Raw genomic sequence first — 13200 nt, 5'->3', positions numbered from 1 at the left:
ATTAGTACTTCTTATATAACTCCGAGAAATTCCGAATATAACTTTGTAATGAAAAGAGTTCTTTTTGACGTTTGACAGAGGCCGTGCCAAATTTTTCTCGCTTCTCGGTGTTATCAGCCAATTCTTGAATCGCTTTCGACAATTCTGCAGGCTGGTTTGGAGTAGCGAGAAGGCCATTTTCACCTTCCTGCACCATTTCACAAACACCACCATGACGGTAGCCAACTACGGGTTTGCCACAAGCCATGGCTTCTAGGACGACTGTTGGCAGTGGGTCTGGGTTGGTACTCGGCAAGACAAAGATGTCAAACATATTATAGAGTTCTGTCGTCTGGCTATAATAGTCGATTCGCTTAATCTGTCCAGCTACTAGTGAGTCTGAAATAGCTTTTTCCAACTCATCCACTCGCCACTCTTCCCCCTCAAAAGCACTACCTGCTAGAAAGGCTACTGCTTTTGGATTGGCTTGTAAAATTGGCGTCACAGCTTCTAAAAAGTCGCCTTGACCTTTCCAGGCATTCACTCGACCAACCATACCGATCACCAAGACATCCTGAGCAACTCCAAACTGCTCACGGACCGCGCCAGCATCTATCTCATGATAGACAGCATTATCAACACCATTATAGATGACTTGAACTTGTTCATTTTTTACAAAGCGAGACTGCTTGACGTGGTTAGCCACAGCATTTGAAACTGTCACAATTGTATCCGCATAGCGCCCCATTAAAAAGTTGATGAAATCAGAAATTGCTTTTGGTTTGACAATAATCTCATGGACATGCCAAATCAAAGGAAGTTTCAACTTCCGTTTGAGATAAATTCCCTCAAGCACAGCAGTCGTGTTGTTGTGAATAAGGCTAATGCCATTCTCCTTAGCATACTGAGCAATTTGTTTGGAGTAACGGTTATAGGAGCCAAAATACTCAAGGATTCCCTTAGGATTAAAATACTTCCGTCGCAAGATTGGATAGTCGATGACTTTCACTTTGGCACCGACATTTTCTAAAGCAGCCACTAAAACACCATCATTTGGTAAAATAACATGCGCTTCAAAGGCATCTTTATCCAAGCCCTTAATGAGCTCCAACAAAACCTTGTCAGCGCCATACATTTCAGCACCCGCATGGAGATATAAAATTTTCTGCATTTCTATCCTTTAAATACTTTTTCGTAGTCTGTGACAATTTTTTCCCATGTGAAAGCTTGGGCAATACGTTGACTAGATTTTTGATTAAGAGCTTCGATTGCTTGAGTGTCTAATTGTTCAGCCTGATCAATGACTGATGCCAGTTGGTCTTTTTCCCAATAAAGAGCACCATCTTCACCGACTTCACGGTTAAAACCGACATCCAGCAAGAGATTGAGCTTAGTAGACTCAAGAGCCTCAAGAAGGGACGGATTCGTACCACCTACTTCATGACCGTGGAAGTAAGCAAAGGCATTCTCACGGATGTATTTGAGCAATTCTTGATCGTAGACAGTTCCAACAAACTTCACACGAGGGTCCTTGTCAAAACCAGTATCTTTACGCAACTGTTCATAAAACTTGTTGTGCTCTACATTGGTGATCAGGACAAAATCTTTTTTGGAGTTTGACTGCATAAATCCACGAATCATGGCCTCATAGTTATTTTCGGGTACAAAACGTCCCACGACAAGATAGTAATCTCCTTCGGAGACTTGCTTGTCCGCATACCAGGTCCGTACCTTCTCGTCTTCTTTATTCAAGCTAGACTTGCTGGTATCTGTTCCATAGGCGATATAGGTCGTTTGCGGCTGATACTTAGCGTAATCCTTCTGAATATAAGTCTCGATATTCTTGCTATCGCAGATCAACAGATCAGCATGTTTAACCATCAGTTGCTCAGAAAACTTCCAGTATTTACGAACTGGAAGACTCCACTTCGCACGAAGCCATTCATGCCCATCCGGATTAACCATGAGAGTGCCGCCGATAGTTTTGATTTCCTTTTTTATTCCTGAGATAAAAGGACCAATCCGACAAGCCAATACATAAAAAATAGGAGATTGATCCTTGTTTTCTTTGGCTATTTTAATGGCTTTATTGAGAGCCACGATATCATATGCAATGGCACGCGCGGGTCCAATATTGGGCACATCAATGTTAAAACAAATTGCCCCATTGTACTCAAACTCGTCATCCGTAATTCCAGACTTAGCTGAATTTTCCCGCATACAAGCCACATAGTATTGAATGCTAGTATCCTTCTGATTTTTTGTTAATTTTTCGACAAAAGTTTCAAATCCACCATATTTGGCAGGAATCCCTTTTGAACCAATGATATACACTGACTGCTTCATTTTGCTCCTATTTGTATAGAGCAAAAGAAATCATTTTGCTCCATCTCTCATCAATACTACTTTAATTGTTTTTAATAAAATTTCGAAATCTTTCCAGATTGTCCAACCATCAATATAAGCCACATCTAGTTTAACAACATCGTCAAAGTTAGTAATCTCACTACGACCACTAATTTGCCATAGTCCAGTGATTCCCGGTTTAAAGCTCAAACGACGTTTTTGTTCTGGTGTGTATTTTTCGTATTCATCAACGGTTGGAGGACGAGTTCCTACCAAACTCATATCTCCAATTAAAACATTCCAAAATTGTGGCAACTCATCAATACTTGTCTTACGAATAAAACGACCAATTTCTGTCACCCGTGGATCATTGTCCATTTTAAACATACCACCTTGCATGGTGTTTTGATTCATCAATTGTTGTTTTATTTCTTCTGCATCTATTCTCATAGACCTAAATTTATAAAAGGTGAAATGACGGCCATTTTTACCAATGCGAGTTTGAGAAAAAATCGCTGGGCCTCCATCTTTTCGAATTATAGGAACAAGTACTATACTTACTAGTCCGAAAATAATAAGTCCTACAATTGCCCCACAAATATCAAGAATGCGTTTCCCAATCACATGACTTGGTTTGTAGATTTTTGTTGAAAAAGTTACTACATTCAAACCAGCCATCTCGTGAATTCGTTTATTTCTGCCTAAATTTTTATCAAAAGCATTTAGATTTACCGTTACATCAATTCCCATCGTTTCAAACTGAGAAATAATACCACCGATGTCATAATCCTCACTAGGTAGATTCACAAAAACTTCATCTACCACCTCATGAGTCGCATAATGAATGAGTTGTTCTCGTGGGACGACAGTAACTTTATCGTGTTTAAAACTTGGATCATCTAAAACGATTACTGCAACAAGTTTCCCAGAAAAATCATTTGCGTTTAAGAGGCGATCAATCACCTTTTCAATCCGTGTTGTAGCTGTTATCAGCAGAATTTTACGGCTCCCTTTTAAATTATGGTTAAATTGTACCCAATATTTTTTGATAACAAAACTGAGGATATAATTAAACACCCCATATAGAGAAAGGAAATAAATCATTCCTCTTCTTGAAATAACAAATTGATCTTTTAAAAAGAAACTAGAAAAACTAATTAGCAGGGCAAAGAAAATATTGTACTTAACAATTTCAATCAATTCTGCTGATTGACTACGTTTGAAAAAATCTTCGCCATAACCGCTGAGGAAAAAAGCTGCAAAATGAAGAAAATACAGGACAAAAACAGTTTTTGCTACAATTTCTGTTTCTGATACAGAAATTAATATATAAGCTAATACGCTCACAAGTATACTCTGCAAAAACGCAAGAGTTACGTTATAGAAACCCCTTCCTTCCATATTTTACTCCCTAACTTATTTTTTTCCATAAGCACCATAAGAACCATAGGAACCATAGGAGCCATATTTTTCAAGATGAATATTGAACTTATTCAGAATAACACCTAGGAATGGTGTTCCTGTTTGTTCTAATTGAGTTTTAGCCTTTTGAACTTCTCTACGTTTTGTTACTGAAGCTTCTGTCACTAAAATAGAAGCATCACATTTTTGCGCAATGATTGCAGCATCAATAACGACTCCGATAGGAGCAGTATCTACGATAATATAATCAAAATACTTGCGTAACGTGTCTATCATTGTTTCGAATTTATCACTTTGAAGAAGAGCCGTTGGATTAGGAGAAATGGCTCCAGATTGGATTACAAACAAATTTTCCACATTTGTTTCACACAACCCCTGAGATAAGTCCTTTGTCCCCGACAAGTAGTCAGTTAATCCGGTAATTTTTTCCCTTGACATAAAATCTCCGGACATAACAGAATTTCGAATATCTGCATCAACAAGGAGTGTTTTATAGCCAGCACGCGCAAAAGCCCATGCAATATTGATTGAAGTTGTAGACTTCCCCTCTCCAGGTCTAACTGAAGAAATTGCAATCACTTTTAACTTATCTCCACTTAATTGGATATTCGTACGCAAAGCATTATAATATTCCTCTGCTTTTTTGACAAACGCTTGGCGTTTTACTGATAATTCTAACTTTGCCATGTTTACTCCTCTATTTTAATTTCTCTAAATTCGGAATCACACCCAAAAGCGAGATATGCATCACTTCTTCAACATCTTCCGGACGTTTTACTCGGTCATCTAAAACTTCGACGGATATTGCTAAAAGAATGACAATACCCGCTCCAACTCCAACACCCAAGATGGTGTTGCGACGAATGTTTGGAGAAGAAGGTGATAGAGCAGGGCGTGCTTCTTCCAATGTAGTTACATCAGATACTTTCGTTACAGAAATAATTTTTTGAGCAGCCACTTCTCTAAGACCATTCGCTATACGACTAGCTTCTTCAGGGTTCCCATCTTTTACTGAAATGGACACGATACGAGTATCTGCAGGAACTGTCACCTGAATTTTTTTGGCAAGAGCTTTTGCATCAAACTTTAAATTCTGCTCTGTTACTACTTTTTCCAAAACGTCTTGGGATAGAATAATTTCTCGGTAGTCTTTTACAAGGTAAGAACCAGCCTGCAAATCTTGATTAGATAACCCTGGCTTATCTCCTTGGTTGCGATTGACCACATAAATTCTTGTCGTACTTGTAAACTGAGGTTTAACTATGAATGAGCTAAATCCAAAAGCAAGCACCCCTGTAGCGATTGCAACCAACGCTATCATCAATTTACGTTTCCATAAAACTTTTAACACCTGCACTACATCGATTTCGATTTTATCTTGTTCTTTCATCATTTCTCCTAAATCATTTTATCTTCTATAATTTTCGAAGGATTTGTCTCAAAAAGCTCCTGAGCTTTTTCTTTCCCATAATTTTTGCTTATCAAATCATAAGCTTCTTTCATATATGGTCGTCTATCCTCTAAGTTGTGCATATCACTCGCTACGACATGAACTAAATCTCTATCTAAAAAGTAACGAGCACGTTTCTTCATAAACTTATAGGTATCCCCAAACAGTTTTGGCTTTAATATGCTAGAACTGTTGATTTGTGTAAAGCAACCCATATTGATAAGCTCTCTCACTTTTTTTTCATCATTTTCTAAAGCATGATAGCGTTCAATATGAGCTATTACAGGAGTGATGCCTAACATGAGAACTTTTGATAGAGCACTGTGGATTTCACGATAAGGCGTACTCATACTGAATTCAATCAAGGCATATCGTGTATCGTTTAATTTTGGGATGATATGATTTTCTAATTTATCTAAAATATCACTGGTAAAATAAATTTCAGCACCATATAAGATTGTTAGGTCAGGAGCTATTTCTTTAGACAATTCCTGAACAATTTTAAAATTAGTAGCGATTTTATCTTCCGGTGTCTCAAACATTCCCTTGCGTCGATGAGAGGTTGAAACGATAGTCCGAGTCCCCTGAGCATAAGCTTCTTTTAGTAACGCTCGACTATCTTCTATACTTTTAGGTCCATCATCGACATCAAAAACTATGTGTGAATGGATGTCAATCATCTTATTTTCCTTCCAAGGTGTTTCTTATGGCTGTTTTAACTGCTTCTAGACTTGTTGGATCAATTTCTAGCATATAAAGATTGCTATCTGGCATAGCATAGGACGGAAGTCCCATACGCCCAGTTCCTTTTAGGTCCTGATTCGTAACGGTATACTTCCCTCCGCTTGTCAACTGGGTATTAACAAGACTAACCATTGTTTCTGGTGGCATATTGGTCTGAATTGAATCCTGTAAATTTTGGATGATACTATCAAAATTCTTTAAAGCTTCTGTAGAAGTTAATTTTTGAATCACAGCAGCTATCACTTTTTGTTGGTTACGGCCACGGTCCCCATCTCCATTTGTCAAGGAGTAACGTTCACGAACAAATCCTAAAGCCTGTTCTGAATCTAGATGAACATTCCCTACAGGGAAATGATATTGACCATGTAGAGAGGTGAAATCTTGATCATTATAGACATCAACACCTCCAAGAAGGTCAATCAATTTCAAGAAAGAGGTGAAATTAAGGCGGGCATAGTAATTCAAATCAATATCATAGAGATTTTCCAAAGTATGGATAGAAGCATCTACACCGTAAATACCTGCGTGTGTCAACTTATCGTTTTGATTATTTCCTCCATCAGCTATCGGAACATATGCATCTCGAGGGGTGGTCGTTAAGAGAATTTTCTTGGTATCTTGATTAACGGTCATGATCATATTGACATCTGAACGCGATACAGAACTTATTGGACCGTAGGTGTCAATTCCGCTTATATAAACATTAAAACTAGTACCTGTCGTTGTCTTAGGTGCTTCAACTGCCTTTGTTAAATCTTTAGTATAAATCTTTTTTATCTTTTTAGCATAATCCGGATATTCTTGCTCGATGAGATTTTCAAAGACACTATTCAAAACAATGCCCTTAGTCTCACCAGCTAATAAACTCTTGTAGGCTGCTAAATAAGACGAGCTCTGCTCTACAGCCAACTCCTTGCTTTGTGTAGTTTTAATATCATCGAGCAATTTTTGGATATTTTCATTATCTGTTCCTGTTGGAGCTGTTACACTTGAAAGTTGAGAAACATTATTAATCTCACTATCTGCTAGAACCGCAACACTCATAGTGTAACTTGAATAATTAGAGGTTGCATTAAATTGGTTTGCAAGACTAACAAATCGATTAACGGCTATCAATGCTACCGAACTGAATAAGACTGAGAGTAGTAGAATTATCAGAGTGAAAACCTTGGCCTTGCGCTTTACAATTAGCAACAGAGACAAGAAAGCGACAAGCACTAAAACTACTGACAAAATGATATTAAGATAACTAACCGATAAAATCTGATATCTAAAAATCAAAAACAATAAAAAAGAAGCAAGAACAACATAAATAACTAATAAACCTAGGTTCAAATTCTGCTGAATTTGACCAGATTTACTTTTTTTTAATCGCCTATTACTCACGGAACACCTCTATAAAATATTTTAATTTAATTATATCACAAACCATACTCGAAGGCTATATACATCTACTACGGAAGCGCTTACTATTAAATATGTTTTTAAGGATAAGAAATTTATCTCGATTTTTCCCTATTTTCTGTTTATTTGAAACAAAAAACAATTAAAAATAGAGCCTGACAAGCTCTATTTTTAATGAACGTAACTTTCCATTTCTTTTTGACTCTTCTCAACAGAATTTTTACGTTCTTGTTCCCATCTAACTTTCACCTCAGCAACTTGAGAATTTGTAACGACATCTATCTATAATATCATGTACTTGTAGTTGTTTTTAGTCTCTTTGACCCAAATTAGTGAGGAGGCATGTGTAAACAGTATCCATACGTGTCATCGAAACTTTATCACCATTTGACACAATTCAGACGGGAACCATCACCCAACCATGCTATACATTTGATTTTTTTAATTTTGAGTATATTGGTCCAACCTTATATTAGCAATCTTATTTGTAACCTTAAAAAAAAGAAATCCCACTTAAAAGCAGGATTTCTTTACTCATTATAAAAGACTATTTAACGTGATCAGCTAACTCTTTTTGGTATTTGGCATTTGATTCTAATTTTTCTTTTTGCCATTTCTTAAGAGCTTCTTCGTATTCTTTAGTTGTTACGACATCATTTTGCAACTCTAATCCTTTGAACACAAATGGATCTCCCTTAATCCCAACTTGAGAGTATGCTTTTGAGAATGGCACTGTACGACTAACAGTCGGAGAACCACCTGAAGAAGCTACTGGGATAAGAAGTGAACTATCTGAAACCCAAGCCTGTGCTTTGGCATATTTTTCATAGCGTTTGTTGAGGTCGCTTGTTTCTGAAGCGGCATCATCCAAGAGTTTCTTGTACTCATCAAGCCCAACTTTGGCCATGACTTCTGGATCTTTACCTTTTGTAATACCCAAGTGTTTAAGAGCAGAACCCTTCTTAGCATCTAGGATATTGAGATAGGTTGCCGGGTCTTGATAGTCAGGCCCCCAACCAGTTCCATTCAGGTCATAGTCTTTTTGGGAAGGAACTTTGGCTTGAGAAGTGATATTTTCCTTTTCATTATCTGTCATCTGAAGAACATCAATCACCACATTATCAGTTCCTAATGCTGATTCGATAGACTGTTTCAATGAATTCGTTTGTTGGACAGCAATCACATCTGTTTGTTCTACAGGAACATCCAAATGAATTGGGAAGGTTACACCCTTGCTTTGCAATTCTGACTTCGCTTTTTCCAAGGCAGCTTTTGCTTTTGTAGGGTTATAAAGAGTGTCTTTGCCATCCGTCAAGGCTACATCTTTCCACTGATCTCCGTAAGTCACAAGTTGTTCTTGCGCCAGCTCACCGAAGGTTTTTTCTCCGACTTGAACATAGTCATAAGGCACAAGGCTAGTACGGATAATCTTATCCGCACCTTCTTCACCATTCATCTGTGCAGAGTAAGAATGACGATCTAGAGCAAAATTGATGGCTTGACGGAAGTTTTTGTTGAGAAGTGCTTCTTTAGTAGATGTTTTTTGAGTTTCGTCTGTCTTAGCCGTTTTATTGTAAGATTGACGATTGACGTTTACTGTCAAGTAATAGCTTGTTGCTTCTTGTGGGCTATAGACAATTTTATCGCCGTATTCTTTCTTGGTTGAATCAAAGCTTGAGCTAGTTGGGAAGAGACGTGCAGTCGTATATGCTCCTGATGCGAAGCTACGAATCAATGATTCTTGGTCAGATCCATCATAGAATGTCAGTTTGACGTGGTCAATTTTAACATTGTCTTTATCCCAATAATTTGGGTTCTTTTCGTACTCAATTACTGATTTTGAAGTAAAGTTCTTCAAGATGTATGGGCCATTATAGAGAATACCTGATGGCGATACCGTACCGTAATCTTTCCCTTTAGAATTTAAGAAATCTTCATTAACAGGGAGCATAGTCGCTGTTGTTACCTTAGAATTCCAAAAACTTTCTGGCTTGTTCAAGGTGTATTGAACCGTATAGTCATCGACTGCCTTGACACCAACTGTTGAGAAGTCATTCGTTTCACCGCTAACGTACTCCGCCAAACCTTTAATTGAATCTTGAATGAGGGTTAATCCGTCTGACTTACCATCTGCGGCGTGTTTCAAACCAGTCACAAAATCTTGAGCCTTAACTTCAGCATACTCCTCTCCTTCAGAAGTATACCATTTAACCCCTTTACGAAGTTTGTAGGTGTAGGTCAGACCGTCTTGTGAAACAGACCAGTCTTCAGCAAGCGATGGAATTAAGTTCCCATATTTGTCATTTTCTAGGAGTCCATCTACCAAGTTTGCAACAACATCTGATGTTGAACTTTTACTAGTAATGCTATAGTCCAATGTTGTTGGATCGATGGCATAAACATATGAAAATGTTGTCGGAGCATTGGTTTTTTTGTCAGCCTTACCACAAGCTGCCAAAAGAAGTGTTGCACTCAGTGTAATCCCTGCAACTGCGAGCCACTTTTTCGATTTCATAAATAATCTCCTTAAAAGTAATATTTTTACCATTATACCCTATTTTTCAATAATTACAAAGCTTTTTCTGATAATTTTTTAGAAAATTCTAAATTTTATATGTATATCTGGGCTTTTACTTTTACATGAATATTGACAAATCTTTTTTATCTTCTAGCTATTCTGCTATTCCCTATCTTAAATTTTTTTATTATAATAGAAAATAGAGGTAAAAAAATGAATAAACAAGCTTTCAGTTCTGAAAAATATCTAAATTTACAACGCGACCATATTTTGGAGCGTATCAACCAATTTGATGGTAAACTCTACTTGGAGTTTGGGGGCAAGATGTTGGAAGATTTCCACGCCGCCCGTGTACTTCCTGGATATGAGCCGGATAACAAAATCAAACTCTTGCAAGAGTTGAAAGAACAGGTTGAGGTTGTTATTGCCATTAACGCTAGCAATATCGAACACTCCAAGGCTCGTGGTGACTTGGGTATTTCTTACGACCAAGAAGTGTTTCGTTTGATTGATAAATTTAACGAACTTGGTATCTTTGTTGGTTCTGTTGTCATTACTCAATATGCTGGTCAACCTGCAGCTGATGCCTTCCGTAACCAATTAGAAAAAAATGGGATTGACTCGTATCTTCACTATCCAATCAAGGGATATCCGACAGATATGGACCACATCATCTCTCCTCAAGGCATGGGGAAAAATGACTATATCCAAACTAGTCGGAACTTGATTGTTGTCACTGCTCCTGGACCTGGCTCTGGTAAGTTGGCAACTTGTATGTCCAATATGTACCATGATCAACTAAATGGTATCAAGTCTGGTTATGCCAAATTTGAAACCTTCCCAGTCTGGAATCTCCCACTTCATCACCCGGTTAATTTGGCTTATGAGGCAGCTACAGCGGACCTTGATGATGTCAATATGATTGACCCCTTCCACTTGGAAACGTACGAAAAAACGACCGTCAACTACAACCGTGATATCGAGATTTTCCCTGTTCTTAAACGTATGCTTGAACGTATCTTGGGAGAGTCTCCGTATGCTTCGCCTACAGATATGGGTGTTAACATGGTTGGTTTTGCCATCATCGATGACGAGGTTGCAAAAGAAGCCTCCAAACAAGAAATTATCCGTCGCTACTATCAAACCGTACTCGACTTTAAAGCTGAAAAAGTTGCTGAATCTGCTGTCAAGAAAATTGAACTTCTCATGAATGACCTCGGCATCACACCAGCTGACCGTAGGGTTGCTGTTGCTGCACGACAAAAGGCTGAGGAAACAGATGGGCCTGCTCTAGCACTTGAGTTGCCTTCTGGCCAAATCGTAACCGGTAAAAACTCAGAACTCTTTGGTCCAACAGCTGCTACCTTGATCAATGCTATCAAGAAATCAGCGAATATTGATGCCGAAACAAAATTAATTGAACCAGAAGTGGTGAAACCAATCCAAGGTTTGAAAATCAATCACTTGGGTAGTCGCAATCCTCGTCTTCATTCAAATGAGATTCTCATCGCTCTTGCAATTACTGCTATGGAAAATCCTGATGCTGCTCGTGCCATGAAAGAACTCGGAAATCTTAAAGGTAGTGAAGCTCATTCTACGATTATCTTAACGGATGAAGATAAGAACGTCCTCCGTAAACTGGGAATTAACGTAACCTTTGATCCCTACTACCAATACGATCGTTTATATCGTAAGTAGATCAAAGGCTAGTAGGAACTTCTTGTCAAGTATCACCCCTCTTCGATAGACTTCGAATCTCTCTTAAGGGGTGACTTTCTTTTATGCTAGAATTCTGACAATCTCCAATTATCTTCTTTTCTAATTATTCTAACATTACTTCGGGAGTTTATTAAAAATGAGAGAATTACTCAGTCAAAAAGAGCAAAGGCAATTAAAGATTTTAGAATATTTGTTTGAAAATCCTAACTGGATTTATCTGGATGACTTATCTAAAATCATTGGCTACAATGCTCGAATCATCAAGAGTGATATCAAAGAATTACGCGAAGTCTTTCCTGACTTTGATATCAGGCACTCAACTGCAGGAATCATGATGGTGAATGTTCAAAATAATGGCATCGAGCGAATCTACCAATATTTTTTACAGACATCTGATTATTTTCAAATTTTGAAGGCATTTTTCCTTTTGGATAGGCCCTTCACCTATGAACATCTTTCTGAAACTCTGGATATCTCTCTTCCGTCTTTACGCAAAAAGGTCGCGGATATCAATAAGACACTTGATGGAACCTACCGCTTTAAACTGAAGGTAACACCTATCTCTATCATTGGAGACGAAAAAGATATTCGATTTTTCTTCTCCCAATATTTCCACGAAGCATATAATTTTCTGGATTGGCCTTTCACAGAAGTCAAAGAAAAAGACATCGATAACTTCGTTTCCTTCTTTATTAGTCTGGCAAAATTCCCTGCAAAATATCAAAATCTCTACCAAATTAGAACGCAGGCTACGGTCGATTTATACCGAATGAAAAGAGGCTATCTTGTTCGTTTACCAAAACAAAGTTCTTCTTGGTTAAGTCCAATCTACGACCAACTTTCTTATTTCCAACAACAGCTACAAGATTTGGCTCAAGGGCTCAATATTGAAATTACTCCTGAAAATCTCAATCAGATTTTTAGCCCCTTTGCAGAACCTACTATCTTCTTTACGGTTGAAGATTTCCTAGCCGCTCGTCAATCTTACGAACAAGTGGATCGTTCCTACCATGCCGCAAGAGACATCCTAGACAACTTAACTCGAAAATTTGGCGTTCAATTTGCAAACACAGATACCTTAATTTGGAACTTGCACAACACTGCCTTACTTGAGCGAAGAGAAATCAACTCCGAATCCATCATTTCGCAAAATAAGGATTATACACTTGGAAAGATTAAAAGATTCTTCCCAACATTTTATGAAGCAGCTACCTTTGAAATGGTGCGATACAAGAGTATCATGGGACAAAAGGAGAAGACACCTGCTCTTTCTCACCTGATCTACACCCTCTTTACCCATGCTGAGGGCCTTACAGATCAATTATTTGAACATAAAAAGAAAGTCAAAGTCCTAGTCCTAAGCGAATATGATTTTGCTCATCCACAGTTCTTGATATCCCTCTACGAATTTCATACTTCTAACAACATTCAGTATGAAACTTGGAATAAGGAGACTCTAAATATTCAAGAAATTATAGATAGTGACTACGATGCTATCATCACTAATTTCGACATCAAAGGTCTCGAAGACATGCTTGTCATCAATATCAGTCGACTATCTATCCTGCAGGTTGTCAACGAACTCAATAAGATTTCTATGCAAGATTTATAATAAAAA

General features: G+C 37.9%; 10 protein-coding genes. 2 read left to right on the top strand and 8 right to left on the bottom strand.

Features of this window, described 5'->3' with window-relative positions; genetic code table 11:
* Position 1 precedes the first annotated feature (1 nt).
* From HMPREF9180_RS09660 to HMPREF9180_RS09625, 8 genes are all read right to left on the bottom strand, one after another.
* Positions 2–1150, bottom strand: coding sequence for a glycosyltransferase family 4 protein (locus HMPREF9180_RS09660; RefSeq protein WP_006146361.1), 1149 nt, complete (start codon positions 1148–1150; stop codon positions 2–4).
* Between the two features lie 2 nt (positions 1151–1152).
* Complete coding sequence (cps2T, locus tag HMPREF9180_RS09655) at positions 1153–2325, bottom strand: beta 1-4 rhamnosyltransferase Cps2T (protein WP_006146360.1); 1173 nt, start codon at positions 2323–2325, stop codon at positions 1153–1155.
* A 30-nt stretch (positions 2326–2355) separates the two neighbouring features.
* Positions 2356–3726, bottom strand: coding sequence for a sugar transferase (locus tag HMPREF9180_RS09650; RefSeq protein ID WP_006146359.1), 1371 nt, complete (start codon positions 3724–3726; stop codon positions 2356–2358).
* Between the two features lie 15 nt (positions 3727–3741).
* Complete coding sequence (locus tag HMPREF9180_RS09645) at positions 3742–4434, bottom strand: tyrosine-protein kinase (RefSeq protein WP_006146358.1); 693 nt, start codon at positions 4432–4434, stop codon at positions 3742–3744.
* Between the two features lie 10 nt (positions 4435–4444).
* Positions 4445–5137 carry a Wzz/FepE/Etk N-terminal domain-containing protein gene (locus HMPREF9180_RS09640; RefSeq protein WP_006146357.1) on the bottom strand — a complete coding sequence of 231 codons (693 nt, stop codon included), beginning with the start codon at positions 5135–5137 and terminating at the stop codon, positions 4445–4447.
* 8 nt (positions 5138–5145) lie between these two features.
* The gene (gene cps4B / locus HMPREF9180_RS09635; RefSeq protein ID WP_006146356.1) at positions 5146–5877 is read right to left on the bottom strand and encodes a capsular polysaccharide biosynthesis protein Cps4B; all 732 of its coding nucleotides are present in this window, start codon (positions 5875–5877) and stop codon (positions 5146–5148) included.
* 1 nt (position 5878) lies between these two features.
* On the bottom strand, positions 5879–7327 hold the full coding sequence (gene cpsA / locus HMPREF9180_RS09630; protein WP_006146355.1) for an LCP family glycopolymer transferase CpsA: 1449 nt from the start codon (positions 7325–7327) through the stop codon (positions 5879–5881).
* A gap of 565 nt (positions 7328–7892) precedes the next feature.
* Positions 7893–9860, bottom strand: a complete 1968-nt coding sequence (locus tag HMPREF9180_RS09625; protein ID WP_025168790.1) for a peptide ABC transporter substrate-binding protein — start codon at positions 9858–9860, stop codon at positions 7893–7895.
* Positions 9861–10076: 216 nt separating this feature from the next.
* Here HMPREF9180_RS09625 and HMPREF9180_RS09620 point away from each other — a divergent pair, with 216 nt between their 5' ends.
* Positions 10077–11561, top strand: a complete 1485-nt coding sequence (locus HMPREF9180_RS09620) for a DUF1846 domain-containing protein (RefSeq protein WP_025168789.1) — start codon at positions 10077–10079, stop codon at positions 11559–11561.
* A gap of 157 nt (positions 11562–11718) precedes the next feature.
* Positions 11719–13194, top strand: a complete 1476-nt coding sequence (locus HMPREF9180_RS09615) for an AcpB/EbpR/MafR family transcriptional regulator (protein WP_006146352.1) — start codon at positions 11719–11721, stop codon at positions 13192–13194.
* Positions 13195–13200 lie beyond the last annotated feature (6 nt).

The sequence above is a fragment of the Streptococcus peroris ATCC 700780 genome, from assembly GCF_000187585.1.
GTDB classification, from domain to species: Bacteria; Bacillota; Bacilli; order Lactobacillales; family Streptococcaceae; genus Streptococcus; species Streptococcus peroris.
The sequence above is the reverse complement of the archived record's forward strand: the minus strand, read 5'-3'. Positions and strand labels throughout refer to the sequence as shown.

What these genes read in the sequence shown, in the direction of transcription:
- HMPREF9180_RS09650 (WP_006146359.1), bottom strand. Translation starts at nt 3,726, where the DNA reads ATGGAAGGAAGGGGTTTCTATAACGTAACTCTTGCGTTTTTGCAGAGT.
- HMPREF9180_RS09660 (WP_006146361.1), bottom strand. Translation starts at nt 1,150, where the DNA reads ATGCAGAAAATTTTATATCTCCATGCGGGTGCTGAAATGTATGGCGCT.
- cps4B (WP_006146356.1), bottom strand. Translation starts at nt 5,877, where the DNA reads ATGATTGACATCCATTCACACATAGTTTTTGATGTCGATGATGGACCT.
- HMPREF9180_RS09620 (WP_025168789.1), top strand. Translation starts at nt 10,077, where the DNA reads ATGAATAAACAAGCTTTCAGTTCTGAAAAATATCTAAATTTACAACGC.
- HMPREF9180_RS09625 (WP_025168790.1), bottom strand. Translation starts at nt 9,860, where the DNA reads ATGAAATCGAAAAAGTGGCTCGCAGTTGCAGGGATTACACTGAGTGCA.
- cps2T (WP_006146360.1), bottom strand. Translation starts at nt 2,325, where the DNA reads ATGAAGCAGTCAGTGTATATCATTGGTTCAAAAGGGATTCCTGCCAAA.
- HMPREF9180_RS09645 (WP_006146358.1), bottom strand. Translation starts at nt 4,434, where the DNA reads ATGGCAAAGTTAGAATTATCAGTAAAACGCCAAGCGTTTGTCAAAAAA.
- HMPREF9180_RS09615 (WP_006146352.1), top strand. Translation starts at nt 11,719, where the DNA reads ATGAGAGAATTACTCAGTCAAAAAGAGCAAAGGCAATTAAAGATTTTA.
- HMPREF9180_RS09640 (WP_006146357.1), bottom strand. Translation starts at nt 5,137, where the DNA reads ATGAAAGAACAAGATAAAATCGAAATCGATGTAGTGCAGGTGTTAAAA.